The sequence below is a fragment of the Novosphingobium percolationis genome (genome assembly GCF_020179425.1).
Lineage (GTDB): Bacteria > Pseudomonadota > Alphaproteobacteria > Sphingomonadales > Sphingomonadaceae > Novosphingobium > Novosphingobium percolationis.
This window is the reverse complement of record NZ_JAILYM010000002.1, coordinates 164,819-189,684: the sequence shown is the minus strand read 5'-3', so window position 1 is coordinate 189,684 and position 24,866 is coordinate 164,819. Positions and strand designations below refer to the sequence as shown.

The window sequence follows — 24,866 nt, the reverse complement described above, 5'->3', positions numbered from 1 at the left end:
TTGCCGTGCCAGCCAAGTTCCTTTAGTCACGCGAGCTTATGGCCAGCGCCCCCTCTGCCGAACGCCCTCTGGCCGAGCCCCACCCGCGCGCGCGCTGGTGGCGGCGCGCGCCGCGCATTCCCACGCTCGCACTGTTCGCTGTGGTGGCGATGGCGCTGCTGGGCACGTTTACGCTGATCTTTGCCACGGTCGAAGCCGAACGCGTGCAGCGCGAACAGGCCAACCGCACCTCGGGCGTGCTGGCCGCGCTTAACGGCCTCGTCACAGCCGCGATCAACGGCGAGACCGCACAACGCGGTTATTTCATTACCGCCGACCGGCGCTATCTCGAACCCTACTATCGCGGCCGAGCCGACTACGAACGCGAAAGCGCCGCCTTGCGCGAGCGGCTGGGCGACGAAACCACCGAACAACAACAGGCCCTGCTCGACGAGATCGACCGGCTGGGCGACGCCAAGTGGGCCGAAATGGGCGGCACGGTGAAGCTCGTCGGGCAAGGCCGCATGGTCGATGCACAAGTCCGCATCCTCAGCGATGAGGGCAAGCTCGCCATGGATGGCTTGCGCAGCGCGGTGCGACGGCTCGACGTGATGGAGCGCGGCCACCTCGACCGCGCCACTGCCCGCGCCGCCGAAGCCGAATCGCGTATCGTGCCCTCCCTCGCGTTGCTGTTCGTGGTCATCGTCTTCGCGCTGGTGCTGGGGCTGTGGCAGGCGATCCGCACCGCGCAGGCCGAAGCCACCGCTGCCAACGCAGAAGTCATTGCCGAAGCGCGCGATCGCGCGGACCTGCTCGCAAAGGAACTGAACCACCGCGTCAAGAACCTGTTCGCGGTGATCCTGGCCATTGTGAAGATGTCGGCGCGCGGCGATGCCGAAGCCGCCCCTGCGGTCGATCGCATCGCCAAGCGCATCCACGCGCTGGTGACCGCACACGACGTGACGCAAGGTTCGCCCGGCGACAGCCACGTCGACCTCGCCGATCTCGTCGGCAAGGCGCTTGCCCCCTATCGCTCGGCCAGCGAACGCTGCGAGGTTTCGGGCGGGTCGCTGGTGATCCCCGGCCGCCACGCAGTGCCGCTGGGGCTGGTGCTGCACGAACTGGTGACCAATGCCGTAAAGTACGGCGCCTGGTCGCAGCCGGGCGGACTGCTGACGGTCGAATGGCGCGAGGAGGATGGCCGGGTGCGCGTCACCTGGGCCGAACGCGGCGCCGCCCCGATCATCGTGCCCGAGGGCGGCAAGCCGGGCCGCGAAGGCTTCGGCTCGATGCTCATCCGCAGCTCCGAGCGCCAGCTGGGCGGCAGAATCGCGCGCCGCTTCGAAGCGCACGGGATCGTCGTCGAAATGGATTTCCCGCGCGAAGGCTAATCCTGGCGAAAGAAGGGCGCCCGCAAGCGCCCCTCCTCGTCAGCGATGCTTGGCGTCGCGCGTCGACTGGACCATGCCGGGGCTGAGGAAGCCGATCGGCGTGGGTTCCATCGCGCGCTTCTTCAGCTCGCCCTTCATCCGGCCGTATTCCGCTTCCATCTCCTCGGTCACGGTCGCACGCGAATCGGCTAGTGCATCGGCAAAGTCGGCAGCGTTGACCGACTGCACGTCGCCCCCTGCGCGGCGGATCGCGGCCAGCCCCGCGCGGCGCACCACGTCCTCCAGATCCGCGCCGGTGAAGCGGTCGGTCTGGCGCGCCACTGCGTCCAGATCGACATCCTCCGTCAGCGGCATCGCCGAGGTATGGATGCGCAGGATATGCGCGCGCCCTTCAAGGCTGGGCGTGCCAACATAGACCAGCTCGTCGAAGCGACCGGGGCGCAACAGCGCGGGATCGACCAGATTGGGCCGGTTGGTCGCGCCGATCAGCACCACCGACTGGAGTTCCTCCAGCCCGTCCATTTCGGCCAGGATGGTGTTGACCACCCGCGCCGTCACCTGCGGCTCGCCCACCCCGGTCCCGCGCGCGGGCACCAGACTGTCGATCTCGTCGATGAACACCACGCAGGGCGCCACCTGACGGGCGCGGGCGAACAGCCGCGCGATCTGCTGCTCGCTTTCGCCGTACCACTTGGACAGAAGGTCGCTGGACTTGATGGCGATGAAGTTGGCCTCCGCCTCCTTGGCGACCGCCTTGGCCAGCAGCGTCTTGCCAGTGCCGGGCGGGCCATAGAGCAGGAAGCCCTTGGCCGGCCGGATGCCCAGGCGGTGGAACGCCTCGGGGTTCTTGAGCGGCAGTTCCACGCCCTCGCGCAGCTTTTCCTGCGCCTCGTCCAGCCCGCCGATGTCGGACCAGCCGGTGGTCGGGGCCTGCACCATGACCTCGCGCATGGCCGAAGGCTGCACACGCTTGAGCGCTTCGAGGAAATCGTCGCGCCCGACGCGCAGCGAATCGAGCACGTCCTGCGGGATCGTCTGCTGCTCGAAGTCGAGCTTGGGCATGATCCGGCGCACCGCCTCGATCGCCGCCTCGCGCGCCAGCGCGGCAAGGTCCGCGCCGACAAAGCCGTGGGTGGTGCGCGCCAGTTCCTGCAGGTCGACACCCTCGGCCAGCGGCATCCCGCGGGTATGGATGCCCAGGATCTCGCGCCGCCCGCTCTCGTCGGGCACGCCCACCACGATCTCGCGGTCGAAGCGACCGGGACGGCGCAGCGCCTCGTCGATCGCGTCGGGCCTGTTGGTTGCAGCGATGACCACCAGGTTCGAGCGCGCGTGCAGCCCGTCCATCAACGTCAGCAGCTGCGCGACAAGGCGCTTTTCCGCCTCGCCATGGACTTCGCTGCGCTTGGGCGCGATCGAATCGATCTCGTCGATGAAGATGATCGCGGGCGCCGCCTTGGTCGCTTCCTCGAACACTTCGCGCAGGTGCTTCTCGCTCTCGCCATAAGCCGAGCCCATGATTTCCGGGCCGTTGATGGTGAAGAAGCTGGCCTCGCTCTCGCTCGCCACGGCGCGCGCAAGGCGCGTCTTGCCGGTTCCCGGCGGGCCGTGCAGCAGCACGCCCTTGGGCGGATCGACGCCCAGGCGGGTGAACAGTTCGGGATAGCGCAAGGGCAGTTCCACCATCTCGCGCAGCTGGCGGATGGTGTCGCCCATGCCGCCCACGTCGTCATAATTGACGTCGGCGCGGCTGCTGCGCGGCTCCTCGTATTCGGCTCGCAGCTCGACTTCGGTGTTCTCGTCGATGTGCACGATGCCCTTGGGCACCGTCGAGACGACCGTCAGGCGGATCTGCGTCAACGCGAAGGCCGGGGCATTGAGCATCTGGCGCAGTTGCGGCGGCATGTCGCCCCGGTCGACCTGCTGCTGTCCAGCGGTGGCGACAAGGTCGCCCGTCACCAGCGGACGCCCTGCAAAGTTGCGCTTCAGAGCCGCGGCTGGCCCCTGCAGACGCAAGTCGCGCTGCGCGGGCGCGAAGACCACGCGTTGCGCCGGGCGGGTTTCGACCTTTCGAACTTCTACATGTTCACCCGAGCCGACATCTGCGTTTGCGCGTTGCAGGCCGTCGAGCCGGATCAGTTCCAGCCCCTCGTCCTCGGGATAGGGCAGCACGGCACGCGCGGCGGTGCTGCGCTTGCCGATGATCTCGATCACGTCGCCTTCGGTCACGCCAAGCCGGCCCATCACCGCGCGGCTGATGCGCGCGATGCCGTGCCCGCTTTCTTCCTGTCGCGATCCTGCGACCTGAAGCCTGACCGCCTTGCTTTCCGGGAGTGTCGCGGCGTCTGCCATGGGCCCCTTCTTTCCGTCCAGAACGTGTTGAACCGGAGTCCCAGCTAGGAACCCGGACAAGGCATTTCAAACGCTGATGACAGAAGAAGGTTGCGATGAAGCGGGCGACCGCCGCGACGGGCAAAAAAAAGCCCGGCCGTTGCCAGCCGGGCTTGGAAGTTTTGGGAGAGGATGCCTGAAAGGCCTGTCCTATATGTCCGCGACTCGGTTTTTGTGCAAGTGCGAAATAGGCAAATCCGGTTGCATTTTCCGCAACTCACCCCTCTCGAAATGGCTAGGGTCTGCGGAATTTCAGCGCGAAACGGTCGGTTTTGCCCCGCACGGACGGATCGAAGACACCGTTGTCATGCGGATCGTCTGTGCGCCGCAACACGTCGCTCGTCCCTTCGAACACGAAGCCCGCGCCTTCGAGGTCGGCGCGCACGCGGGCGGGGTCGATGCGATGGAACTTCTCGACCACTTCACGCGGGTCGCCGGCCGGTCCCACATGGTCGACGATCACCACATGGCCGCCCGGCTTCACCGCCGCGAACCAGTTGGCCAGCACCGCAGGCACGTCGAGCGCGGGATGCTGGTACTTTTCCGAAACGAAGTAGAGATCGTGATATTCAAGGTGCGCGAACAGGCCATTGAGGCTGCCGGGCGCGAGCCATTGTGCCTGCGCAGGGGCGACCAGCGGCAGCACATTGGGGTGCGCCCTGGTGATCGCAGCCCACGCCTCAGGCTTGGCAAAGGCGGGCGAATTGATCGCATAGACCCGTCCATTCGGCCCCACCACATCGGCCAGAAGCTCGGTGTAGTAGCCCCCGCCCGCACCCCAGTCGGCCACGGCATCGCCCGCCTTGAACCCGGCGAAGGCCAGCACCTTGTCCGGCATCCGGCCCTCGTCAAGCTTGCGCGACGCCTCGCGGCGCGCCGGATCGGCCAGGGCGGCGGCGACAGGATCGGGCTTGCTCCTGGCCAGCGCCGGTTGGGCCAGCGCCAGCATGGCGAGGCCTGCGAAAACAACGGTCCGCTTCATCGGTTCTCCCCTTGGCGGCCCGCGCAAAGATCAACGCGGGCGGGCGCACCCCTGCTCGATCTCGGGACCGATCGTGCGGGTAACGCGGTAGGGATAGATGCGGTCGGACATGCCATCGCTGCAAGGGCCTTTCTCGACCCGTAGCGTCAGCGGCTTGCCATCGAGCGTGCCGCTCCATTCGGCAAAATCCGCCCCGTCGCGCCGGGCGACCGTGATCGAGATGCCAGAGGGGAAATCGGGGGTGCCGTACGTCAACGTCGTCCCGGCGACATCGGCGCTCCAGAACGGCTCGGTGCCGAGCGCGCGCAGCCGGTCGGGCAGATCGAGCGATGCCGGGGGACGGGCCGGGCCCGGGCTGGCCGGAGCTTTCGGCGGCGCGGGAACGCGGGCCTGCACGTCTGCGCTCGCCGCGGCATCGGGCGCGGTGGCATCAATCGGCGGTGTGGGCTGCTTCGAACAGGCCGCCAGGCCTGCCACGAGCAACAGGGCGCACAAGCGTCTGGTCACGCGAAAACGGTCTCCTGCCCCCGGATTGTCAGCGGCAGGATAGACCGGCCCGCCTCAATGCGCCAGCAGCAGCGGCACTTGGCTGCGATCGAGCATCGAGCGCGAAACGCCGCCCAGCAGCAGTTCGCGCAGGCGGCTCTTGCCGAACAGCCCCATCACCACCAGTCCCGCGCCAACGCGCAGCGCAGTCTGTTCGATGGTGAAGGCGATCGTGCCGTTGGGCTCGGCCTCGTGCACTTCGGCGTGGATGCCGTGGCGCGAGAGATAGCTGGCAGCCTCGCTCGCGGGGAAATCGTCGGACTTCTCGCGCACCGTCAGCAGGTGCACCGCGCGCGCCTTGGCCAGCAGCGGCAGGCTGGCGCGCAGCGCGTTGGCGGATTCATAACCGCCGTCCCACGCCACCAGCACCGGCGCATCGAAGGCCACCATCGCCACGCCGCGCGGCACGGCAAGGACCGGGCACCGCACTTCGAGCGCGACTTCCTCCAGCGCGGGATCATCGAGGCTCGCGACGATCACGTCGGCAAAGCGCGAGGCGGCGGCAAGACCCTCCACCCGGCCTTCGTCGATCACGGTCACGTCGAAAGCGACATCCTGCCGCCCCAGCCGCTCGTTCAACTGCGCTGCCAGCTTCTCGTCCTGCGTGCGCACCTCGTTGATCGCCACGGCCGAAAGGGCGGCACCACCGAACGGCTCCCACAGCGCCATCTGCGCGAACGGAGTCGCGATCTGGAATGTCACATGGCCATCGACCGCGCGGGCGAGCGCCAGCGCGGTTTCGACACGATCATCGAGCGTATGGCCGCTGTCCGCAGGGCAGAGAATGGAGCGCATGGGGATCCTCCTTCGTCTTGATCGGGCAGACAATGCACCTCGTTCCCCGATTCGCCCATGATCCACGTCAAATCATGCGATTGCGCCGCGCTTGCAGTGTTTAACCGAGCCGTTAAGGAGATCGGGACAATTAGCGAGAGAAGGCAAGGCGGATGGGGTATACGGCGGTGATTTTCGATTTCGGCGGCGTGATCACGTCATCGCCGTTCGAGGCGTTCAACCGGCTGGAGGCCGAGCGCGGCCTGCCCCAGAACTTCATCCGCACCATCAACGCCACCAACCCGGACACCAACGCCTGGGCGCTGTTCGAACGCGCCGAGATCGGGCGTGACGAATTCGACGCCCTGTTCGCCGCCGAAGCGCGCGCGCTGGGCCACGATATCGAAGGCCGCGCCGTGCTCGATGTGCTGGCGGGCGCCGTCCGCCCGGCGATGGTCCGCGCGCTCGATACGCTGAAGGAGGCGGGATTCCGGCTCGGCTGCATCACCAACAACGTGCCCACCGGCCACGGCGCGGGCATGGCCCGCAGCGCCGATTCGCACGATGCGATGGAACAGATCTTCGCCCGCTTCGAACACGTGATCGAAAGCAGCAAGGCGGGCGTGCGCAAGCCCGATCCGCGCATCTACCAGATGATGTGCGAACGGCTCGGCATCGCCGCGTCGGACTGCGTCTATCTCGACGACCTCGGCATCAACTGCAAACCCGCCGCGGCGCTGGGGATGCACGCGATCAAGGTGACGAGCGGCGAACAGGCGCTGGCCGACCTGTCGCGCGCGGTGGGGCTGGACCTGCTCGCGAACGCCTAGATCCGCAAGCCGCCCGCACGCCGGAACAGTTCAAGGATCAGCGGGTCTTCCTCGCGCGCGCGGATCGCGGCTTCGAAACGAAGCCCGCGCTCCGGGCGGGGCAACACCTCGACCAGCGCGCCCGAGGCGAGGTCGGCGCGCACCATCGGTTCGGGCAGGACCGCCGCGCCTTCACCGCCCAGCACGATCTCGACCAGCAGGCGCACGTTGTTGCAGGTGGCGATGCCGCGCGGGCTCACCCCGTTGGCCGACAGGCTTTCGCGCATCACCCCGTGGATCGGCGAGTTGGGCGGCAGCGACCACACCGGCAGGGCATGGGCAAACCCGCCCTTGGCCGCAGTTGCGGGACTGGCCACCCACACCAGCCCCACCGCCCCGATGGCGGCGGTGACGAGGCCGGGGCTGGCGACGGGGCCTGCGAGAAACACGAGGTCGCTGCGGCCTGCCTGCACCTGCTGGAGCATCCGCGCGGTCAGGTCGACCTCGATCTCCAGCGCCACGCCCGGCAGGTCCTGCTCCACCGCGTTGACGAACCCCGGCAGGCAGGTGGCCGCCGCGATCTCGCCCGCGCCCAGCCGCACCACCCCGGTCGCGCCGGCAAAGTCGCTCGCCTTCAGCAGCGCGCGTTCGAAGCCTGCAAACAACGGTTCGCAATCGCGCACCAGTTCGCGCCCCTTGGCCGTCAGCACCATGCCGCGCCCTTCCTTGCGGAACAGCGCGACGCCGAGTTGATCCTCCATCTCGCGCACGCGCGCCGAAATCGCCGGTTGCGTGGTATTGAGCCGCTCCGCCGCCGCGCGGAACGTGCCCAGCCGGGCGATCCACAGCAGTGTTTCGAGGTGGTAGAGCGCAAGGCGTTTCATAACCAACATCTATCAGATAAGATAAAAAAGTATCGCTATTTTCGATTGATTGCACGCGGTAGAGTCCCGGCATTCACAGGGAGAGTTCCATGGCCAACAAGCTCTATCCCAGCGCCGCCGCCGCCCTCGACGGGTTGCTGCGCGACGGGCTGCTGATCGCCTGCGGGGGCTTCGGCCTTTGCGGCATTCCCGAACGCCTGCTCGACGCGGTGCGCGACAGCGGCGTGAAGGACCTGACCTTCGCCAGCAACAACGCCGGGATCGACAACGAAGGCATCGGCAAGCTGCTGCGCACGCGGCAGGTGAAGAAGATGATCTCGTCCTACGTCGGCGAGAACAAGGAATTCGAGCGCCAGTACCTGTCGGGCGAGCTTGAGGTCGAATTCTGCCCGCAGGGCACGCTGGCCGAGCGGATGCGGGCGGGCGGCGCGGGCATTCCGGGCTTCTACACCAAGACCGGCGTCGGCACGCTGGTGGCAGAAGGCAAGGAAGTGAAAAGCTTCCGGGGTGAGGACTTCATCCTCGAAGAAGGCATTTTCGCCGATCTGGCGCTGGTGAAGGCGTGGAAGGCGGACGAGACCGGCAACGTGATCTTCCGCAAGACCGCGCGCAACTTCAACGTGCCCGCCGCCACCTGCGGCAAGGTCTGCGTCGTCGAAGTCGAAGAGATCGTGCCTGTCGGCAGCCTCGACCCCGATGCCATCCACCTGCCCGGCGTCTATGTCCAGCGCCTCGTGGTGGGCGCGCCCTACGACAAGAAGATCGAGTTCCGCACCGTTCGCGAAAGGGAGACCGTCTGATGAGCTGGAGCCGTGACGACATGGCCGCGCGCGCCGCGCGCGAGCTGCAGGACGGGTTTTACGTCAACCTCGGCATCGGCATCCCGACGCTGGTGGCGAACCATATCCCCCAGGGGATGACGGTGACGCTCCAGTCGGAGAACGGGATGCTGGGCATCGGCCCCTTCCCCTACGCGGGCGAGGAAGACCCGGACCTGATCAACGCCGGGAAACAGACGATCAGCGAACTGCCGCAGTCGGCCTATTTCGACAGCGCGCAGAGCTTCGCCATGATCCGGGGCGGGCACATCGACCTGACCGTGCTGGGCGCGATGGAAGTGGCCGAAAACGGCGACATCGCCAACTGGATGGTGCCCGGCAAGATGATCAAGGGCATGGGCGGCGCGATGGACCTCGTCGCGGGCGTCAAGAAGATCATCGTGGTGATGGAACACTGCGCCAAGGACGGCAGCCCCAAGTTCATCCCCGCCTGCACCCTTCCGCTGACGGGCCGCAACGTGGTGGACATGATCGTGACCGACCTCGCCGTGTTCCAGCGGCCCGACCATGCCTCGCCATTCCGGCTGATCGAGCTTGCGCCTGACGTCTCGGCGGAGGAAGTGAAGGCCAAGACCACCGCGCATTACGTCGCATGAACCGACGCGAGGGGTCGCCAGCGAAAGGAGGCTCCGCGTGTACACCCTGATCACCGCCAACCGGAACTATTCGAGCTGGTCGCTGCGCCCGTGGGTGCTCATGAAGGCGCTGGGCATCCCGTTCGCCGACCGGCTCGAACCCTTCACCAAGCCGGTCAACTACGACGCTTTCCGCGCCTTCTCGCCAACGGGGCAGGTGCCCGCGCTGATCGACGGCGACCGCACGGTGTGGGACTCGCTCGGCATCGCGCTCTACCTTGCCGACCGGCATCCCGGCGTCTGGCCCGAGGACGCCGAGGCGCGCGCCTTTGCCCAATGCGTGGTGACCGAGATGCACGGCGGCTTTTCGGCGCTGCGCAACGATTGCACGATGAACGTCGGCGTGCGCGTCGAACCGCGCCCGATGCGGCCCGCGCTCCTCAAGGATGTCGCGCGCATCCGCGAGATCCTCGAACTGGGCCTTGATCGTTTCGGTGGGCCATGGCTTGCGGGTGATCGCTTCAGCGCAGCCGATGCGTTCTACGCCCCCGTCGCCTTCCGCATCCGCACGTACGGTCTCGACGTGGGCCGTGGGCAGGCGTGGGTGGACCATGTGCTGGCCTGCGAACCGATGCGCCAATGGGAAGCCGAAGCACTGATCGAGACATGGCGCGAGGAAAGCCACGAGGCCGAACTCGCCGATGCCGGGCGGATCGTGGCGGATTATAGGGCGGGCTGAGGCAGGCCCGCCACTTTAATTATCCGCTTAGACAAAACGGCTGGAATTGTCCGTCCGCCTGTGGAACATCGCTGGCGCACAAGCGCGGGCGCAAGATCCCGCAGGCCCTGAGAGGATGGACCCATGAACAACGCCGTGTGCCGCATGGTCGGCTGCGAATTTCCGCTCTTTGCGTTCAGCCATTGTCGCGACGTGGTGGTCGCCGTCAGCAAGGCGGGCGGCTTCGGCGTGTTGGGTGCCGCGGCATTCTCTCCCGAAGAGTTCGAGCGCGAATTGGCGTGGATCGACGCGCACATCGACGGCGCGCCCTATGGCGTGGACGTGCTGGTGCCCGAAACCGTCGACCCGCGCGTGATCGAACTGTCGACCAACGCCGCGCGTTCGGCGGCGATCAGCCCGGAACACAAGGCCTTCACCAAGAGCCTGCTCGACAGCTACGGCGTGCCGCCGGTGGGCGAGGACATGGCGGTGCCGGAAGGCGCCGGGATCACCCCCGAAATCGGCATCGCGCTGATGGAGGTCGCCTTCCGCCATCCCATCCGGATGATCGCCAACGCGCTCGGCATCGCGCCGCCGCGCATGATCGAGGAAGCGCACAAGCGCGGCATCCCGGTGGGCGCGCTGGTGGGTGCCAAGGAACACGCGCTGCGCCAGGCGGCGGCGGGCGTGGACATCATCGTAGCGCAAGGCGGCGAGGCTGGTGGCCATTGCGGCGAAGTCGCGACGATCGTGCTCGTCCCCGAAGTCGTCCGCGCCTTGAAGCAGGCCGGATACGAAACCCCGGTGCTGGCAGCGGGCGGCATCATGACCGGCAGCCAGATGGCGGGCATGATGGCCATGGGCGCGCAAGGCGCATGGTGCGGCTCGGTGTGGCTGGCCACCACCGAGGCCGAGACCAGCGAGACCTTCCGCGACAAGATGGTCGCCGCGCGCAGCCGCGACACGATCCGGTCCAAGGCGCGTACCGGCAAGCCCGCGCGCCAGCTCAAGACCGGCTGGCACGAAGCATGGGAAGGCCCCGACAGCCCCGGCACGCTGCCGATGCCGCTGATGGGCCTCGTTTCCGAACCGTCGTTCCGCCAGATCGAGAAGGCGGCGGCGGGCGGCAATCAGGGCGCGCGCGAACTGGTCAGCTATTTCGTGGGGCAAGGCGTGGGGCTGGTCGAACAGGTCCGTTCGGCCCGCGCCGTGGTGCAGGATTTCCGCGAGGAATTCGCCGAAGCGGCAGGCGGCCTGCTGGCGATGATCGGGGATTGAGGCAGGCGTTGCACCAGGCCTCTGTCCACCTCTGACCCCTCCCGCTCGCGGGAGGGGGATTGAAGCACCGCGCAATCCTCTCCCCTCCCGCAAGCGAGAAGGGTTGGGCGTGGCCGCCCCGACGTGCCTACTTCTCGCCCTCGCGCGCGTTCAGCTTGGCCCACAGGCCTTCGGTCCCCGCCTCGATCGCCTTGTTCACGTATTGCGAGGCAACCAGCCAGCCCTTGAACGGGCGCAGCGTGGCAAGACAGCCCACGCCCAGAATCGGCACCGAGGTCAGCATGTGCACCCACCACGGCGGATCGTAGGCGACCTGCACCCACACCGCCACGAAGGTCAGCGGGAACGCGGTGATGCACAGTGCGAAGAAGGCCGGGCCATCGTCGGCATTGGCAAAGCTGTAGTCGAGCCCGCAGGAATCGCACTTGTCGGCCAGCTTGAGCCAGCCATCGAACATCTTGCCCTTGCCGCAGCGCGGGCACAGCCCCTTCCATCCGCATTCGACGATCCAGCGGAATTTGGGGTTGCTGAACATGGCCATCGCGAGTCCCTTCTGGTTGGGCGCGCGATAGGCCCCTCGGCCCACGGGGGCAAGCGCGCAAGGGCCATTGCCGCGTCAGGAGCGAAGGCGCATAGTCCTGGGACAAATCCGCAGGATGCCCGCTCAAAAGGAGCCGAAATGACCCAGCCGCTGGCCGATGTGCCGCTCACCCGCAACGATGGTTCGGCCGACAGCCTTGCGGCGCACCGGGGCAAGGTTCTGCTGGTCGTCAACACCGCCTCGCAGTGCGGCCTGACGCCGCAATATGCCGGGCTGCAATCGCTGCATGATCAGTACGGTGCGCAAGGGTTCGAAGTGCTGGGCTTTCCCGCCAACGACTTCGGCGCGCAGGAACCGGGCAGCGATGCGGAAATCCGCACCTTCTGCGAAACCGGCTTCAACGTCTCGTTCCCGCTCTTTGCCAAGGCGAGCGTGGTGGGCAATACCAAGCAGCCGCTCTATGCCGCGCTGACCGCCGCCGTGCCGGAAAAGCAGGGCGACCCGGAAGCCTTCCGCGAGCGCCTGCGCGGCTTCGGCATGACGCCCAACCCCGACCCCGAAGTGCTGTGGAACTTCGAGAAGTTCCTCGTCGCCCGCGACGGGAGCGTGGCGGCGCGCTTCAGCCCCACGGTCGCGCCCGATGACGCCACGCTGGTCGGCGCGATCGAGGCGGAACTCGCAAAGCCCGCCTGAGTTTGAGTATCATGACCAGCCCGCTCGCGAGGTTTCGGGCGCGGTTCCTCGACGTGCTCGCCTCGATCTACATCTACAACGAACACCGCGGCTACACCTCGCTCGACCGCGTGCTGGAAGCAGTGCGCGCGCGCTGCCCCGACGAGGCGACGTTCATTGCCGAAGTCGAGAAGCACCGCGCCGATGAGCGCAAGCATTACGTGATGTTCCGCCGCTGGTTCGAACGGCAGGGGCGCATGCCGCTGTCCGTCGATCGCACCTGCGGCCACATCGACCATTTCATTCAATCCGTGTTCGGCTGCCCGATCGAGGAACTGGCCACGGCCGAGATCGTCGCCGATCCTGAAAAGTTCGAGCAGTTGTGTCGCGTGATCATGCTGACCGAAAAGCGCGGCACGCGGCAGGTGGCGGTGCTGCTGGCCAATCGCCACGTGCTCTCCGACCCGGTGATGACGCGGATCTTCCGCATCGTCGAACGCGACGAGCCGGACCACTGGCAGCCCTACCAGCGCTGGCTGCTGGCCCATGGCCGCGCGCGCGGGCGCTGGCGCGAGCGCTGGGCCGATTACTGGATCCACAAGTCGCTGATGCTGGTGAAGCTGCCGTCGCTGTTCCTGCGCCGCTCCACCCCGCGCATGGCGCACTGGCCCGACGAGGCGCCGCTGGCGCTTTAGTGATCTGCCGCCATCTGCGGCAGCGGCCCGACGGGTGCGCGGTTGACCTTGACCAGCGCCAGCACCGGGATCGTCGCCCAGCACACCAGCCCCATCAGGTAGAAGTCGTTGAGGTAGGCAATCATAGCCGCCTGCTTGTTGACCATGCCATCGATCACGCGCGCCACGCCTTCGGCCGCGCCGCCATAGGCGGTGATGCGGTCGAGATCGAACGGCGCGCTCATCCGCGTGATCCTCGCCGCCAGTTCGGCATGGTTGCGCTGGATGCCCTGGCTCAGCAGCACCGTCACCACCGCGATGCCGATCGACGATCCGATCGAGCGGCACAAGTTGAGCAGGCCGGCCGCGTCGGTGCGATATTCGCCAGGCAGCGTGGAAAAGGCGATCAGGTTCACGGGCATGTAGGTGAAGCTCATGCCGATACCCTGCACCACGCCCGACACCACGATCGGCCAGACCGGCATGTCGGGCGACCAGCCCGCCATCATCCACAACGACCAGCCGGTCACGACCAGACCGATGCCGAGCGCCAGGCGCGGATCCATCTTCCCCATCATCTTCCCGAACACCATCATCGAGGCCAGCATCCCGATCCCGCGCGGGGCGAGCAGCAGCCCGGCATCGATCACCGGGTAGCCATAGAGATTCTGCAACAAGCCCGGCATCAGCGCCGAAACCGAAATCAGGATCGAGCCCATCAGGAACTGCAATCCCATGCTGACGACGAAGTTCGGGTCGCTGAAGATGCGACGCGCGTAGATCGGCTTCGCGGTGGTCGAAAGGTGCACCACCGTCAGCCAGGCGCCCATGGCGGCGATCACGGCATAGATCACGATCTCGCCGGATCCGAACCAGTCCTTGGTCTCGCCCCGGTCGAGCATCAGCTGGAAGCACGACAGCGCCAGCGCGAGGAACAGCCAGCCGAGGATGTCCATGCGCTGCGGTTTCAACTTCGCGTGCGGCAGCAGCGCTATCAGCACCAGCGCGGCGAAGATGCCCACCGGCACGTTGATGAAGAACACCCAGCGCCAGTCGGAATTTTCCGTGATCCAGCCGCCCAGCACCGGCCCGGCGATGGGGCCGAGCATGATGCCCTGGCTGAAAAGGCTCATCATCTTGGGCCGTTCCTCGGGCGTCGAGACGTCGAGCATCACGGTCTGCGCGAAGGGCCCCAGAAAGGCACCGAACAGCCCCTGAGCGACACGGAACAGCACCATCTGCGTCAGATTCTGCGACAGACCGCACAGCACAGAGGCGGCAGTGAAGCCGATGACGCAGATGACGAAAACGCGCCGCAGTCCGAAGTTGGAGACCAGCCACCCGCCCAGCGGCAGTGCCACCGCCGAAGCGAGGACGTAGCTGGTCAGCACCCAGGTGATGGTCTCCTGCGTCGCCGAAAGCGAGGCGCGCATGTGCGGCAGCGCGACGTTGGCGATGGTCGTGTCGAGGATCTGCATGACCATCGCGGCCATCACCGCGATGATCAGCAGCGGCCGGTTCGATGTCTGCATCGGCGGCGGAATGCGACCTTGCGGCCGCGCCGCGTCAGTCCTTGCCGACATGGACCGCAACGACCGCGCTGAGCCCGGCAATCAGCGGCCGGTCGGTCTTGCCATCAATGGCGATGCGCACCGGCACGCGCTGGATCACCTTGACCCAGTTGCCGGTGGCGTTCTGCGCGGGCAGCACCGAGAATTCCGATCCGGTGCCGGCACCGATCGAATCGACGTGGCCCTTAAGCTTCAGCCCGGGATAGGCGTCGAGCCGGATCTCGGCAGGCTGGCCGGCGCGCATGCGCGCCAGGTCGGTTTCCTTGAAGTTTGCTTCCACCCGCGCGCCATCATCGCGCACGATCGACAGCATCGGCACGCCGGCAAACACCATCTGGCCGATCTGCAAGCGGTTCACCTGCGTCACGCGGCCGTTGGCCGGCGCGCGGATGACCGTGCGCGACAGATCAAGCGCGGCCTTGGCGCGAGCGGCCTGCGCGGCAGCGACGGCGGGATTGATGCCTGGCACCTGCGCGCCGGTGGCAAGCTGGGCTTGCGACTTGGCCACTTCGGCTTCGAGCGCGCGCAGCTTGTCGCGCGCGCTGGCCATCGCATATTCGGCCTGGTCCATGCTGGCGCGGGTGTTGAAGCCCCGGTCCATCAGCGCCTTGCCCCGGCCATAGTTGGATTCGGCAAGCCGAACCTCGTCGCGCGCGGCGGCAAGGTCGGCGGCGCTGGCGCCGACGTCGGCCTGCAGCGCCGTGATCCTGGCCTGCGCGCCCGCGATCTGCGCGTCGGCCTGGCGGATCGCCACCTCGAACGAGGACGGATCGATCGTGAACAGCACGTCGCCCGCCTTGACCTGCTGGTTCTCGCGCACGTTGACCTTGACGATCAGCCCGTTGACCTCGCCTGCGACCGAGACGATGTCCTGCTTGACGTAAGCGTTATCGGTCTCGACCTCACCCGCGTTGCCGAACCAGTACCACAGCCCCGCACCCACGATCAGCGCGGGCACCACGGTCATCAGCACCAGCCGCACGCGCTTGCGGCGGGTGGCGGCGGCATGTTCCTTCGCCGCAGCAAGGGCATCCTGGTGGACGGGGAACGGATCTGCTTCGGCCATGGTCGTCACTCGGCGGCAGCCGGGGCGGCATCGCCCGGCGATTCTTCAAGGAGGTTCCCGCGCACCCGATCGAGCAGGGCGAGAAGGAACTGGTGTTCGTCTTCGGAAAAGCCTTGCAAAGCCTCGGCAAAGACCACGTCGGCGCAATCGCGCAACGAACTGATCAGCGGATCGGCGGCAGCGGTCAGGAACAGCCGCCAGGCGCGCCGGTCGGCCGGATCGGGCCGACGCTCGACAAGGCCTGCCTTTTCCAGCCGGTCGATCATGCGGCCAGCGGTGATCGCCTCGACCTCCAGCCAGGCGGCGAGCGCGCACTGGTTCATCCCCGGCGTGCGCTGGAGCGCGGCCAGCACGCGCCACTGCGGCCCGGTCACGCCAAAGCCGCGCGCGGCAAGGTCGAAGCGCTTGCGCAGCAGGCGGCTGACGTCGGCCGACAGGAAGGCGATGTTGTTCTGCATCTTTCCATGCCGATAATAGCCATGCTTATTACCGTCAAGGAAGCTGGAACATGTTCTAGGCCACGGCCCCGAAGGGCAGATGGTTCCCTTCGACAAGCGCCCGGCCGTGCGATAGGTTCAGGGCCGGGAGAGGCGAATGAACGCAATCGATGCGCCGCAAACGCGGCCAAGCCTGCCATCGCGGCTGATGCGCCGCGCGTTGTTGTGGTTCTATCGCCGGCAGGGCTGGACCGCCGTGGGCACGCCGCCCGCCGATGGCCGCTATGTCATCATCGCCGCGCCGCACACCTCGAACTGGGATTTCGTCTACTTCCTGGGCCTTGCCAACGCGCTGGGGATCGACGCGCGCTTCATGGCCAAGGACAGCCTGTTCCGCTGGCCGCTGGGGCGCTTCATGCGCGACATGGGGGGCATCGCCATCGACCGTGCGCACAAACGCAACGTGGTGCAGGCGATGATCGGCGAGTTTGCGCGGCGTGACCGATTCGTCCTGACCATCGCGCCCGAAGGCACCCGCAGCGCGGTGGCCCAGTGGCGTACCGGCTTCTACCAGATCGCGCTCGGCGCGGGCGTGCCGATGGTGGTGGGGCTGATGGACTATGCCACCAGGACGGGCGGGCTCGGCCCCGCGATCATGCCCACGGGCGACTACCAGGCCGACATGCGCCAGATCGCCGCGATCTATCGCACGGTCACGCCCAAATATCCCGAACGCGGCATCCGCAATTTCGAGGAGCTGACCCAATGACTCATGCGCTTCTGGTCAATGCCGCCGTGCTGGCGATTGCCATGCTCGCGTTGTGGCGCGTGGCGGTGCGGATCGGCGACGTCAGCTTCATCGATGCGGTGTGGGCGGGCGGCATGGCCAGCCTTGCGCTGCTGTCGCTGGCGCAGGTCGGAACGAATGCCCCGTTGCGCGCCTGGCTGATTGCAGCCGCCACCGTGCTGTGGGGCGCACGCCTTGCCACGCACCTCTATCGCCGCTGGCGCGAGCAGGGCGAGGACCTGCGCTACGCCCGCATTCTCGCCAAGGCGAAAGCCGAGGGCAAGTTCGCCCGCGCCGCGCTGACCACGGTGTTCGCGATGCAGGCGGTGCTGCTTTACGTGACCTGCCTGCCCGCGCAGCTCGGCATTCTGACGCCCGGCAACGATGCAGCGGGGCCGCTGCTGGCGGCAGGCACGCTGCTCTGGCTGGTGGGCTTCGCATTCGAAAGCGTGGGCGATGCCCAGCTCGCCCGGTTCCGCGCCGATCCCGCCAACGCGGGCAAGGTGCTCGACACCGGGCTGTGGCGCTATACCCGCCACCCCAACTACTTCGGCGATACCTGCGTGTGGTGGGGCATCTGGCTGATGGCGGCGGACGCGGGCGCGGCGACCGCCGTGGCATCGGCCATCGGCCCGCTGTTCCTGACCTTCACGCTGACGCAATGGTCGGGCAAGCCGATGCTCGAACGCGGAATGGCCAAGCGGCGGCCCGACTATGCCGAGTACGTGCGCCGCACATCGGGCTTCATCCCCCTGCCCCCGAAAAAGTGACGCGCGCTTCGGCGGGCACGGTCCGCATGGGCGCAGCGCGCAACCAGGTTTGCAGCGCTTCGAGATCGGTCGGCCCGGTCACCGCCTCTGGCTTGTCCGCAAACACGGTGAAACCGTCGCCGCCCAATGCAAGGAAGCCGTTGATCGTCACCCGGTAGCGCTGGGCCATGTCGAGCGGCTTGCCGTTGAACGTCAGGCCCGCGATGCGCGCGCCAACCGGCTGCGCGCGATCGACGCGATAAGCGAACCCCGCCGACGGCGAGAGCGCCTGCTCGGGCCCCTTGTCGTCGAAACCCTGTTCCAGCGCGGCCTTGATCTCGGCGCCCGTCAGCGTCTCGGTCACCACCTGGTTGCCGAAGGGCTGGGTCTGGTAGATGTCGCCGAACGTGACCGTGCCATCGGCAGCGGGCACCAGCGGCGCGCGAATGCCAAAGGGGTTCATGAACGCGATCTGCGCGCCTGCAGCAGCGGTCGCATCGCGTTGCGCATCGGCGATCACGTTGCCGAGCGTGCCGCCCATGCCGCTCTGTGCACCCTCGCCCTTGGTCGCAGGGCCAGAGAGCTTGCCCATGGGCCGCGCGGTGAATGCCGTGGACGCATCGACATAGCGCTGGACATAGGCCGCGATATCGGGCCGGGGCGCGAATTGCGGATAGCGATCGGTGTTGCCGAGCGGCCCCTTGGCCGAGGTATAGGGCACCGACTGCACGATCACGTTGCGCGCGCTCTTCGACACCACCCTGTGCGTGGCAGGATCGATCTCCAGCCGGATGTCGGTGATCTCCTTGCCATAGACCCCCGCACTGGTCAGCAGCACGGGATGCCCCGGATCGACCTTGCCCCAGTCGCAGACGTAGTCCCAGTGGGTGTGGCCCGAGACGACGAGATCCACGCGCGGATCGAGCCGCGACAGGATCGGAGTAATCTCGCCCACGAGTTCGTTGCAGCCGTTGGGATCGGGCGCGCCTTGCGTCTTGCCGCCCTGGTGGATCAGCACGACCACGGCATCGGCCCCTTGCGCCTTCAAAACCGGCACAGCGGCGTTGATGGTGTCAGCTTCGTCGGCGAAGGTCAGCCCCTTGATCCCGGCCGGATTGACCAGTTCGGGCGTGCCTTTCAGCGCCAGCCCGATCACGCCCACGCTGACACGACGCTTGCCCGTGCCGAACGTCTTGAGGCCGGTCGCCGGGAACAGCGTACCGCCGTTCCCGGTCAGCGTGCTGGCGGCCAGATAGCGGAAGCTGGCGCCGGGAAACTTTTCGAGCTGGCACGGCTCCTTGGCGGTGAATTTCGCGCAGCCGCCGTTCTGCATCCGCAGCAACTCGTCGCGCCCACGGTCGAACTCGTGATTGCCCACCGCGTTGAAGTCCACGCCGATGCGGTTCATCACGCCGATCGTTGGCTCGTCGAGGTAGAGCGAGGACGCAAGCTGCGAAGCGCTGATCATGTCGCCTGCCGACACGGTCAGGTGGTTGGGATACTTCGCGCGGATCGAATCGAGCGCCGAGGCGAACCACGCCGCGCCCCCCGCGGGCACCTGCACCTGTCCGCCGCTGCCATCGGGCGCGATCACCGACTGGCGCGGCGGCTCGATGCTGCCGTGGAAATCGTTGAAGGCGATCACCCCCACCTCGACCGGCGCAAAGGCGCTGCGGCCTGCCATCGGCGCGGCGCAGCCCGCCAGCAGGGCCGCCGTCAGCAGCGGGGCAAAGCGGGCGGGAACGGCCATGGGCAATCCTTTTTTTGCAAGCGTTGCAATAGCATGGCGGATCTAGCCCAGCCTTGTGACGCAAGGAAGGCACGTCGGTTCATTGAAACCATCGCGGCCACACCCTACAATCGCGAAAGAAACAAATCCCCTGCCCAACAGGAAGCAGCGATGACCCGCGCCCAGACCGATATCGAGGCGACCCGCGAACGTCTGGTCGAAATCGCCACTACCCTGCTCGAAGAGCGCGGCACCCCGGCGCTCACCATGCAGGAACTGGCGATCCGTGCGGGGATGTCCCCCGCCACCGTCTATCGCTACTTCGAGGACAAGGACGCGCTGATGGAGGCGCTGGCGGAATACTGGTTCCGCCCCAAGGTCGCCGCGATGGAAGAGGTTGTCGCCAGCGAATTGCCCGCGCGGCGCAAGATGTACGAATTCTTCGCGCGCCGTTTCACCATGATGCGCAAGCACTACCAGGCCGATCCGGTGGCGTTCCAGAGCTACATCGACATCGGCAACGAACATTTCGAGCAGGTGCGCAGCTACGTCGACCTTGCCGACCACTACCTCGGCATGATCATCGGCGAGGCGATGGGCGAAGGCCATTTCAACGGCCTCGGCGTCGACGAGACGATCAGCCTCGTCAACCAGATGGTCGCCCCCTATTGCGCGATCAACACCATGGCCATGTTCATGGAGCGGCTGACCGAAGAAAAGCTCGCGCGGATCATCGACGCCGTCTTCGATGGCCTGTCCGCCGCCGATCGCGGGGCGAAGGGCGTGACCGACCTGCGCGCCGCTTAAGCAGCAACGCCGCCGCACCAGTCGCCGCGCCGCCCCCTCCAGCGTTCGGCCAGTCCTTCGCGCTCAAGCCGGAGCCCCAGGCTTTCACCCCGGCGCGCCACCACGCGCAGCGCCCGGCCATAGCGGTCGGTGTCGCGCTTGCCTTCCACCGCCAGCGTGAACGGACCGGCGTTCAGTAGCTCGGTCAGTCGCCGCGTCGCCGCCGCGCCCAGCGCCGCTTCGCGCGGGCACGAGGGATGGCTTACTTCGGGCGCGTTGATGTCGGCGATGCGAATCTTGGTGCCACGATACCAGAAGGTGTCGCCATCGACGACGCAGGTGACGCGCGGCCCCGGCGCGCAAGGGCCAAAGCGCGCACGCTCGCCATCGGCGCGCAACAAGGCGGGGTCCGAAGGCGGGGAGGGGACGGCGCAGGCGGTCAGCAGGGCGAAGCCGCAAAGCGCGGCGAGCTTGGGGAACGGGATCATGGGCAGCATCGTGCAATGCACGGGGCACCGGATCAGTTCCGGAAAAAGATCCATAGGACAGTGCCTTAGGCCTATACCTGAGGCAAGATCGACGATCAGGAAATGCTTAACCCTTCGCCGCTAGGCTGCGCAGCCATGCTGGGTGTTGGATATAGCCGGATCTTCCGCAGCCGCTGGTCGGCCCTGTTTTGGGCGGCGGGCATTCTCGTCACTGCCTGGCGCCTGACGCCAAGCGCCGACGAAACCCCCAGCGACCAGCCGAGCGAACACGCCCACGTCAATCCTTGGGCCAAGGACCCGCCCAAGGAAGGCTGAAGGCTCAGCGCCCCACGAACAGGAAGCCCACCGCCGCCATCAGGCAGGCGAAGGCAGCGAAGTGCCGCCAGTGCAGCGGTTCGCCCAGGACGAAGACCATGAAGCCGCCGAACACGACCAGCGCGATCGCCTCCTGCACTACTTTGAGCTGGCCCGCGCTCCAGCCATGGGCATAACCGATACGGTTGGCGGGCACGGCAAAGCAGTATTCGACGAGCGCCAGCCCCCAGCTGACCGCGATCACCAGCAGTACAGGGCGGCTTTCCGCTACCTGCGGCCCGCCGCGCAAGTGCCAGTACCAGGCGGTGGTCATAAACAGGTTCGAGATGATCAGCAGCAGGATCGTTGGCAAGGCGCGCAGGCTCCGCGTTGAAAACCCCAGCTTTGGAACCGCACTGCAGCCGCTGCAAGGGACAGCATCAATCTTGGCAGATCGTTAATCCTGACTTGCTAGAATCCCGCGCAAACGACCCGGAATCCGACGGAGCGCGGCGCATGGAAATTCTGTTTCGCAATCGCTGGTTCGCCATGATCTGGGGCCTGCTCATCCTGGGCGCCGCGATCGGTCTCGCCTCGCGCAGCATGGAAAGCGCCCCTGCCCCCGCCGCACAGCCGAGCGAGGATCCCAAGGCAAAGTTTGCACGGTGGGCGGCCGAAGAACCCGCGCCCGCGCAGGAAGAAGCCGCCCCCGGCAGCCAGAAGTACTACGAGGTGCGCGTCTACGACAATGGCCGCGACGTCACCTCGCAAGTCAGCGACCTGCCGCAGAACGCGGCCAAGGAACCCGCCTTCGGCGAGCCCGGCGCACAATAGTCGCCCTATTCGGCACCACGCGGGGCGTCGTCCTCGATGCCCTGCTCGCCGTACATACCCTCTTCGTCATCGTCGCTGCGCTCGCCCCGGAACGCATCCATGTCGATCCGGCCCGAACTGACCATCTGCTTCATGTGATCGACCACGTCGGGCGTGCCATCGCCCGGCGCGTCGCCATGGTCGTCGGCGTGGGTGGTCTCACCCTCGTCGCCGGACCCGGCGCGCGCGCGGGCCAGCGCTTCGTCGGCCAGGGTCTGTGCCTGCGCGCCTTCGTCATCCTGCTCGACGTTGTGCGCCTCGGGCGCGCCATCAGCGGTTTTGCGGTCGGTCATGAGCGTATCTCCTTGCGTAGGAGATAACGCCCATGCCGTGCAGGCCGTTCCCTCAGCGCGTCGGGACCGGCACCTCGCCCGCATAGTCGTAGAAGCCGCGCCCGCTCTTGCGGCCGAGCCAGCCGGCTTCGACGTACTTGGCGAGCAGCGGTGCGGGCCGGTACTTCGAATCCCCCGTGCTGGCGTGGATCACGCGCATGATTTCCAGGCAGGTGTCGAGCCCGATGAAGTCGGCCAGTTCCAGCGGGCCCATCGGATGGTTCAGGCCAAGGCGGCAACCCTTGTCGATGTCGGCCACGCTCGCCGTGCCCGACCCCAGTACGAACACGGCTTCGTTGAGCATGGGCACGAGGATGCGGTTGACGATGAACCCTGCCTCGTCCTCGGACTGCACGGCCTCCTTGCCCAGCCGCGCGACGAAGCCCTTGACCGCGTCCACGGTCGCCGCCGAGGTGGCAAGGCCGGGGATCACCTCGACCAGCTTCATCACCGGCACCGGATTGAAGAAGTGCACGCCGATGAAGCGCGAAGGATCGGGCGAGGACACCGCCATGCGCGTGATGGGGATCGAGCTGGTGTTCGATGCCATGATCGCATCGGCGCGCAGAACCTTGCCCGCGGCTTCGAAGATGCGGTGCTTGATCTCCTCGCGCTCGGTCGCGGCCTCGATGATCAGATCGGCCTCGGCCATTGGCGCATAGTCGCCCACCGGCACGATCAGCGCCAGCGCCGCCTCCGCATCGGCGGCCGCGATCTTGTCCTTCTCGACCAGCCGCGAAAGGCCCTTGGCGATCTTCGCCTTCGCCTTCTCCGCCAGCGCGACATCGACGTCCGAGAGCAGGACCTTCAGCCCCGCCTGCGCCACCACCTGGGCAATGCCCGAACCCATCTGGCCTGCCCCGATCACCGCTACCGTCTGCATCGCATTGCCTCCGCGATCTGGGCCTGCGCCCGTTGAAACGGACGGCGGATTACGCTTGCAATGGCAGCGTGGCAATCAGCCCCGCGAGGCGCCGGGAACCCACAACGGATCGCCCCCGGCATTGGTCGCGCGGGCGAGCACGAACAGGTAGTCCGACAGGCGGTTGAGATAGCCCAGCGCCGCCGGGTTTACCGGCTCGGCCTGCGCCAGCGCCACCGCCGCACGCTCTGCCCGCCGCGCGATCGAGCGGGCAAGGTGCACCCGCGCCGCCGCCTCGCTGCCGCCGGGCAGGATGAAGCTGGTCAGCGGGGGCAGGTTTTCGTTGAGCGCATCGATCGCCGCTTCGAGCCAGTCGACCTGCGACGGAACCACGCGCAGTACCATCTCCGACGGCGTGAAGTCCTCGCCGGGCGTGGCAAGGTCGGCGCCGAGATCGAACAGGTCGTTCTGGATGCGGCGCAGATCGCGCGCCGTGCCATCGCTGGCTGCCACGGCGGCAAGGCCGACCGCGCTGTTCAGTTCGTCGACTTCGCCGATCGCCTGCATCCGCGCATCGCACTTGGCGCGGCGCGATCCATCGACAAGCCCGGTGGTGCCGTTGTCGCCGGTACGGGTGTAGATCTTGTTGAGCTTGACCATGAAGCCGCGCCTAACGCGCTTTTCGTCAGCGCGCCATCGCAAGCAGGACTGCCACGACCGCGACCGCCAGTCCCTGGTACTTGATGCGGTTGAACATCATCTTGTTCTGCAGCAGCTGCATGTCCTTGATGCCTTCATCGCCGTGTTCAAGCCCCTCGCGCGTGGTGTTCAGGAAGGCCACGATACCCCGCACCAGCGAGTAGGCGGCAAGGCCCATGAAAATGAGCAGGAGCGGGATCAGGACATAGGTCATGCTGACTGAAATAGGGTGTCAGCAAAGGAAATGCCAGTGTCCAAAAGACCATGGCGCAGTTCGGCGGCGACCGCGCGCCCGTCCTCGCCTGCCAGCCGCCGGTCCGACAGCGCGGGCGCATCGCGCCGCTTGGCAAGCTTGCGCCCATCGGCCTCCACCAGCAGCGAATGGTGGTGCCACACCGGAACCTCCAGCCCCAGCAAAGCCTGCAACAGCCGATGGACGTGGCTGGCGTGGAACAGATCCAGTCCGCGCGTCACGCAGGTCACACCATCGGCAGCGTCGTCCAGCGTGGCGGCGAGGTGATAGCTGGCGGGCGCATCCTTGCGCCACAGCACCACGTCGCCGAACACTTCGGGTCGCGCTTGCTGCTCGCCGCGCCGTTCGTCGAGCCACGTCAGCGGCCCGCACAGGTCGGTCGCCTGCTCCATGTCCAGCCGCCAGACCACGCCCGGTGCGGGGGCGATCGGGCGGTGCAGGCAAGTACCGGGATAGACCGGTCCGTCCGGCCCCATTCGCGTCGCGGCCGCCGCGATTTCGGTTCGGGTACAGCGACACGGATAGAGCAGGCCCATCGCCCGCAGCGAATCGGCGGCATCGCGATAAGTGGCAATGCGCTGCGATTGCGGCGCGACTTCGCGGAAATCGAGCCGCAGCCATTCAAGGTCGCGACGAAACGCGTCGGCCAGCTCAGGACGGCTGCGCACGCCGTCGATGTCCTCGATTCGCAGCAGGAACGCCCCATCGTCGGCCTTGGCGCGGTCGTGCCCGACAATGGCCGACCAGGCATGGCCAAGGTGCAGCGGCCCGTTGGGGCTGGGGGCAAAGCGGGTGATGGTCACGGTGCGAAGCTAATCACGTGCAGCGCATAAAGCAAAACGGCTGCCCCAAGGTTCAGGGCAGCCGTTTTGGCTTTTCAGTGCCGT

At 67.0% G+C, this 24,866-nt stretch carries 30 protein-coding genes; 13 read left to right on the top strand and 17 right to left on the bottom strand.

Annotation, left to right across the window (positions count from 1 at the left end):
• The first annotated feature begins 38 nt into the window (after window positions 1-38).
• Window positions 39-1,370 (top strand): sensor histidine kinase, encoded by a 1,332-nt coding sequence (locus K3A84_RS05365; protein ID WP_225008302.1) that lies wholly within the window; start codon window positions 39-41, stop codon window positions 1,368-1,370.
• Between the two features lie 39 nt (window positions 1,371-1,409).
• Here the strand turns inward: K3A84_RS05365 and K3A84_RS05360 are convergent, their stop codons facing one another.
• The 4 genes from K3A84_RS05360 to K3A84_RS05345 form a co-directional block, all read right to left on the bottom strand.
• Window positions 1,410-3,722, bottom strand: a complete 2,313-nt coding sequence (locus tag K3A84_RS05360) for a CDC48 family AAA ATPase (protein ID WP_225008301.1) — start codon at window positions 3,720-3,722, stop codon at window positions 1,410-1,412.
• Between the two features lie 274 nt (window positions 3,723-3,996).
• A complete protein-coding gene (locus tag K3A84_RS05355; protein ID WP_225008300.1) occupies window positions 3,997-4,743 on the bottom strand; it encodes a class I SAM-dependent methyltransferase in 747 nt (248 codons plus the stop codon).
• A gap of 30 nt (window positions 4,744-4,773) precedes the next feature.
• On the bottom strand, window positions 4,774-5,250 hold the full coding sequence (locus K3A84_RS05350; protein ID WP_225008299.1) for a COG3650 family protein: 477 nt from the start codon (window positions 5,248-5,250) through the stop codon (window positions 4,774-4,776).
• A gap of 54 nt (window positions 5,251-5,304) precedes the next feature.
• A complete protein-coding gene (locus tag K3A84_RS05345; protein WP_225008298.1) occupies window positions 5,305-6,084 on the bottom strand; it encodes a universal stress protein in 780 nt (259 codons plus the stop codon).
• Between the two features lie 152 nt (window positions 6,085-6,236).
• On the opposite strand from K3A84_RS05345, the gene K3A84_RS05340 reads away from it, so the two are divergent.
• Window positions 6,237-6,893 carry an HAD-IA family hydrolase gene (locus K3A84_RS05340; RefSeq protein WP_225008297.1) on the top strand — a complete coding sequence of 219 codons (657 nt, stop codon included), beginning with the start codon at window positions 6,237-6,239 and terminating at the stop codon, window positions 6,891-6,893.
• Here K3A84_RS05340 and K3A84_RS05335 read toward each other — a convergent pair.
• On the bottom strand, window positions 6,890-7,756 hold the full coding sequence (locus K3A84_RS05335) for a LysR family transcriptional regulator (RefSeq protein WP_225008888.1): 867 nt from the start codon (window positions 7,754-7,756) through the stop codon (window positions 6,890-6,892). The genes K3A84_RS05340 and K3A84_RS05335 overlap by 4 nt on opposite strands.
• Before the next feature lie 89 nt (window positions 7,757-7,845).
• On the opposite strand from K3A84_RS05335, the gene K3A84_RS05330 reads away from it, so the two are divergent.
• The 4 genes from K3A84_RS05330 (at window position 7,846) to K3A84_RS05315 (ending at window position 11,166) form a co-directional block, all read left to right on the top strand.
• Window positions 7,846-8,556: a CoA transferase subunit A gene (locus tag K3A84_RS05330; RefSeq protein WP_225008296.1), complete on the top strand. Its 711-nt coding sequence runs from the start codon at window positions 7,846-7,848 to the stop codon at window positions 8,554-8,556.
• Window positions 8,556-9,191, top strand: coding sequence for a CoA transferase subunit B (locus K3A84_RS05325; RefSeq protein ID WP_225008295.1), 636 nt, complete (start codon window positions 8,556-8,558; stop codon window positions 9,189-9,191). Before K3A84_RS05330 ends, K3A84_RS05325 begins: the two co-directional genes overlap by 1 nt.
• Before the next feature lie 37 nt (window positions 9,192-9,228).
• Complete coding sequence (locus tag K3A84_RS05320; protein WP_225008294.1) at window positions 9,229-9,909, top strand: glutathione S-transferase family protein; 681 nt, start codon at window positions 9,229-9,231, stop codon at window positions 9,907-9,909.
• A gap of 123 nt (window positions 9,910-10,032) precedes the next feature.
• Complete coding sequence (locus K3A84_RS05315; protein WP_225008293.1) at window positions 10,033-11,166, top strand: NAD(P)H-dependent flavin oxidoreductase; 1,134 nt, start codon at window positions 10,033-10,035, stop codon at window positions 11,164-11,166.
• 127 nt (window positions 11,167-11,293) lie between these two features.
• Here the strand turns inward: K3A84_RS05315 and K3A84_RS05310 are convergent, their stop codons facing one another.
• On the bottom strand, window positions 11,294-11,707 hold the full coding sequence (locus K3A84_RS05310; protein ID WP_225008292.1) for a DUF983 domain-containing protein: 414 nt from the start codon (window positions 11,705-11,707) through the stop codon (window positions 11,294-11,296).
• Window positions 11,708-11,845: 138 nt separating this feature from the next.
• Between K3A84_RS05310 and K3A84_RS05305 the strand changes: the two genes are divergently transcribed.
• A complete protein-coding gene (locus K3A84_RS05305) occupies window positions 11,846-12,400 on the top strand; it encodes a glutathione peroxidase (RefSeq protein WP_225008291.1) in 555 nt (184 codons plus the stop codon).
• 11 nt (window positions 12,401-12,411) lie between these two features.
• Complete coding sequence (locus tag K3A84_RS05300) at window positions 12,412-13,074, top strand: ferritin-like domain-containing protein (protein ID WP_225008290.1); 663 nt, start codon at window positions 12,412-12,414, stop codon at window positions 13,072-13,074.
• Here the strand turns inward: K3A84_RS05300 and K3A84_RS05295 are convergent.
• Genes K3A84_RS05295 through K3A84_RS05285 form a run of 3 tightly spaced genes read right to left on the bottom strand, consistent with a single transcriptional unit; the run spans window position 13,071 to window position 16,148 of the window.
• Window positions 13,071-14,636: a DHA2 family efflux MFS transporter permease subunit gene (locus K3A84_RS05295; RefSeq protein ID WP_225008289.1), complete on the bottom strand. Its 1,566-nt coding sequence runs from the start codon at window positions 14,634-14,636 to the stop codon at window positions 13,071-13,073. The two genes, K3A84_RS05300 and K3A84_RS05295, sit on opposite strands and share 4 nt — an antisense overlap.
• A complete protein-coding gene (locus K3A84_RS05290; protein WP_225008288.1) occupies window positions 14,620-15,690 on the bottom strand; it encodes an HlyD family secretion protein in 1,071 nt (356 codons plus the stop codon). The genes K3A84_RS05295 and K3A84_RS05290 overlap by 17 nt, the downstream gene beginning before the upstream one ends.
• A 5-nt stretch (window positions 15,691-15,695) precedes the next feature.
• Window positions 15,696-16,148, bottom strand: a complete 453-nt coding sequence (locus K3A84_RS05285; protein ID WP_225008287.1) for a MarR family winged helix-turn-helix transcriptional regulator — start codon at window positions 16,146-16,148, stop codon at window positions 15,696-15,698.
• Between the two features lie 136 nt (window positions 16,149-16,284).
• Here K3A84_RS05285 and K3A84_RS05280 point away from each other — a divergent pair, with 136 nt between their 5' ends.
• The gene (locus K3A84_RS05280; RefSeq protein ID WP_225008286.1) at window positions 16,285-16,896 is read left to right on the top strand and encodes a lysophospholipid acyltransferase family protein; all 612 of its coding nucleotides are present in this window, start codon (window positions 16,285-16,287) and stop codon (window positions 16,894-16,896) included.
• Window positions 16,893-17,684 (top strand): DUF1295 domain-containing protein, encoded by a 792-nt coding sequence (locus tag K3A84_RS05275; protein WP_225008285.1) that lies wholly within the window; start codon window positions 16,893-16,895, stop codon window positions 17,682-17,684. The genes K3A84_RS05280 and K3A84_RS05275 overlap by 4 nt, the downstream gene beginning before the upstream one ends.
• Here the strand turns inward: K3A84_RS05275 and K3A84_RS05270 are convergent.
• Window positions 17,659-19,413 (bottom strand): bifunctional metallophosphatase/5'-nucleotidase, encoded by a 1,755-nt coding sequence (locus K3A84_RS05270; protein ID WP_318248281.1) that lies wholly within the window; start codon window positions 19,411-19,413, stop codon window positions 17,659-17,661. The two genes, K3A84_RS05275 and K3A84_RS05270, sit on opposite strands and share 26 nt — an antisense overlap.
• Window positions 19,414-19,563: 150 nt before the next feature.
• On the opposite strand from K3A84_RS05270, the gene K3A84_RS05265 reads away from it, so the two are divergent.
• A complete protein-coding gene (locus K3A84_RS05265; RefSeq protein WP_225008284.1) occupies window positions 19,564-20,199 on the top strand; it encodes a TetR/AcrR family transcriptional regulator in 636 nt (211 codons plus the stop codon).
• On the opposite strand, the gene K3A84_RS05260 is transcribed toward K3A84_RS05265, so the two are convergent.
• Window positions 20,196-20,675, bottom strand: a complete 480-nt coding sequence (locus tag K3A84_RS05260) for a thermonuclease family protein (RefSeq protein WP_225008283.1) — start codon at window positions 20,673-20,675, stop codon at window positions 20,196-20,198. The two genes, K3A84_RS05265 and K3A84_RS05260, sit on opposite strands and share 4 nt — an antisense overlap.
• Window positions 20,676-20,801: 126 nt before the next feature.
• Here K3A84_RS05260 and K3A84_RS05255 point away from each other — a divergent pair, with 126 nt between their 5' ends.
• The gene (locus tag K3A84_RS05255) at window positions 20,802-20,981 is read left to right on the top strand and encodes a hypothetical protein (protein WP_225008282.1); all 180 of its coding nucleotides are present in this window, start codon (window positions 20,802-20,804) and stop codon (window positions 20,979-20,981) included.
• A gap of 4 nt (window positions 20,982-20,985) precedes the next feature.
• Here the strand turns inward: K3A84_RS05255 and K3A84_RS05250 are convergent, their stop codons facing one another.
• A complete protein-coding gene (locus tag K3A84_RS05250; RefSeq protein ID WP_225008281.1) occupies window positions 20,986-21,333 on the bottom strand; it encodes a DMT family protein in 348 nt (115 codons plus the stop codon).
• Window positions 21,334-21,476: 143 nt separating this feature from the next.
• On the opposite strand from K3A84_RS05250, the gene K3A84_RS05245 reads away from it, so the two are divergent.
• Entirely contained in the window at window positions 21,477-21,794 is a 318-nt protein-coding gene (locus K3A84_RS05245) for a hypothetical protein (RefSeq protein WP_225008280.1), read from the top strand.
• 5 nt (window positions 21,795-21,799) lie between these two features.
• Here the strand turns inward: K3A84_RS05245 and K3A84_RS05240 are convergent, their stop codons facing one another.
• From K3A84_RS05240 to gluQRS, 5 genes are all read right to left on the bottom strand, one after another.
• Window positions 21,800-22,126 carry a hypothetical protein gene (locus tag K3A84_RS05240; RefSeq protein ID WP_225008279.1) on the bottom strand — a complete coding sequence of 109 codons (327 nt, stop codon included), beginning with the start codon at window positions 22,124-22,126 and terminating at the stop codon, window positions 21,800-21,802.
• A gap of 52 nt (window positions 22,127-22,178) precedes the next feature.
• A complete protein-coding gene (locus tag K3A84_RS05235; RefSeq protein WP_225008278.1) occupies window positions 22,179-23,048 on the bottom strand; it encodes a 3-hydroxybutyryl-CoA dehydrogenase in 870 nt (289 codons plus the stop codon).
• Window positions 23,049-23,123: 75 nt separating this feature from the next.
• Window positions 23,124-23,687 (bottom strand): cob(I)yrinic acid a,c-diamide adenosyltransferase, encoded by a 564-nt coding sequence (locus K3A84_RS05230; RefSeq protein ID WP_225008277.1) that lies wholly within the window; start codon window positions 23,685-23,687, stop codon window positions 23,124-23,126.
• A gap of 25 nt (window positions 23,688-23,712) precedes the next feature.
• Window positions 23,713-23,940 carry an HIG1 domain-containing protein gene (locus K3A84_RS05225; protein ID WP_225008276.1) on the bottom strand — a complete coding sequence of 76 codons (228 nt, stop codon included), beginning with the start codon at window positions 23,938-23,940 and terminating at the stop codon, window positions 23,713-23,715.
• The gene (gluQRS, locus tag K3A84_RS05220) at window positions 23,937-24,782 is read right to left on the bottom strand and encodes a tRNA glutamyl-Q(34) synthetase GluQRS (RefSeq protein WP_225008275.1); all 846 of its coding nucleotides are present in this window, start codon (window positions 24,780-24,782) and stop codon (window positions 23,937-23,939) included. The genes K3A84_RS05225 and gluQRS overlap by 4 nt, the downstream gene beginning before the upstream one ends.
• Between the last annotated feature and the right edge of the window lie 84 nt (window positions 24,783-24,866).

Bases quoted from the DNA above. Each gene is read 5' to 3' on its own strand.
- K3A84_RS05365 (WP_225008302.1), top strand. From the start codon at position 39: ATGGCCAGCGCCCCCTCTGCCGAACGCCCTCTGGCCGAGCCCCACCCG.
- K3A84_RS05360 (WP_225008301.1), bottom strand. From the start codon at position 3,722: ATGGCAGACGCCGCGACACTCCCGGAAAGCAAGGCGGTCAGGCTTCAG.
- K3A84_RS05355 (WP_225008300.1), bottom strand. From the start codon at position 4,743: ATGAAGCGGACCGTTGTTTTCGCAGGCCTCGCCATGCTGGCGCTGGCC.
- K3A84_RS05345 (WP_225008298.1), bottom strand. From the start codon at position 6,084: ATGCGCTCCATTCTCTGCCCTGCGGACAGCGGCCATACGCTCGATGAT.
- K3A84_RS05340 (WP_225008297.1), top strand. From the start codon at position 6,237: ATGGGGTATACGGCGGTGATTTTCGATTTCGGCGGCGTGATCACGTCA.
- K3A84_RS05335 (WP_225008888.1), bottom strand. From the start codon at position 7,756: ATGAAACGCCTTGCGCTCTACCACCTCGAAACACTGCTGTGGATCGCC.
- K3A84_RS05330 (WP_225008296.1), top strand. From the start codon at position 7,846: ATGGCCAACAAGCTCTATCCCAGCGCCGCCGCCGCCCTCGACGGGTTG.
- K3A84_RS05325 (WP_225008295.1), top strand. From the start codon at position 8,556: ATGAGCTGGAGCCGTGACGACATGGCCGCGCGCGCCGCGCGCGAGCTG.
- K3A84_RS05315 (WP_225008293.1), top strand. From the start codon at position 10,033: ATGAACAACGCCGTGTGCCGCATGGTCGGCTGCGAATTTCCGCTCTTT.
- K3A84_RS05310 (WP_225008292.1), bottom strand. From the start codon at position 11,707: ATGGCCATGTTCAGCAACCCCAAATTCCGCTGGATCGTCGAATGCGGA.
- K3A84_RS05305 (WP_225008291.1), top strand. From the start codon at position 11,846: ATGACCCAGCCGCTGGCCGATGTGCCGCTCACCCGCAACGATGGTTCG.
- K3A84_RS05300 (WP_225008290.1), top strand. From the start codon at position 12,412: ATGACCAGCCCGCTCGCGAGGTTTCGGGCGCGGTTCCTCGACGTGCTC.
- K3A84_RS05295 (WP_225008289.1), bottom strand. From the start codon at position 14,636: ATGTCGGCAAGGACTGACGCGGCGCGGCCGCAAGGTCGCATTCCGCCG.
- K3A84_RS05290 (WP_225008288.1), bottom strand. From the start codon at position 15,690: ATGGCCGAAGCAGATCCGTTCCCCGTCCACCAGGATGCCCTTGCTGCG.
- K3A84_RS05285 (WP_225008287.1), bottom strand. From the start codon at position 16,148: ATGCAGAACAACATCGCCTTCCTGTCGGCCGACGTCAGCCGCCTGCTG.
- K3A84_RS05280 (WP_225008286.1), top strand. From the start codon at position 16,285: ATGAACGCAATCGATGCGCCGCAAACGCGGCCAAGCCTGCCATCGCGG.
- K3A84_RS05275 (WP_225008285.1), top strand. From the start codon at position 16,893: ATGACTCATGCGCTTCTGGTCAATGCCGCCGTGCTGGCGATTGCCATG.
- K3A84_RS05270 (WP_318248281.1), bottom strand. From the start codon at position 19,413: ATGGCCGTTCCCGCCCGCTTTGCCCCGCTGCTGACGGCGGCCCTGCTG.
- K3A84_RS05265 (WP_225008284.1), top strand. From the start codon at position 19,564: ATGACCCGCGCCCAGACCGATATCGAGGCGACCCGCGAACGTCTGGTC.
- K3A84_RS05260 (WP_225008283.1), bottom strand. From the start codon at position 20,675: ATGCTGCCCATGATCCCGTTCCCCAAGCTCGCCGCGCTTTGCGGCTTC.
- K3A84_RS05255 (WP_225008282.1), top strand. From the start codon at position 20,802: ATGCTGGGTGTTGGATATAGCCGGATCTTCCGCAGCCGCTGGTCGGCC.
- K3A84_RS05245 (WP_225008280.1), top strand. From the start codon at position 21,477: ATGGAAATTCTGTTTCGCAATCGCTGGTTCGCCATGATCTGGGGCCTG.
- K3A84_RS05240 (WP_225008279.1), bottom strand. From the start codon at position 22,126: ATGACCGACCGCAAAACCGCTGATGGCGCGCCCGAGGCGCACAACGTC.
- K3A84_RS05235 (WP_225008278.1), bottom strand. From the start codon at position 23,048: ATGCAGACGGTAGCGGTGATCGGGGCAGGCCAGATGGGTTCGGGCATT.
- K3A84_RS05230 (WP_225008277.1), bottom strand. From the start codon at position 23,687: ATGGTCAAGCTCAACAAGATCTACACCCGTACCGGCGACAACGGCACC.
- K3A84_RS05225 (WP_225008276.1), bottom strand. From the start codon at position 23,940: ATGACCTATGTCCTGATCCCGCTCCTGCTCATTTTCATGGGCCTTGCC.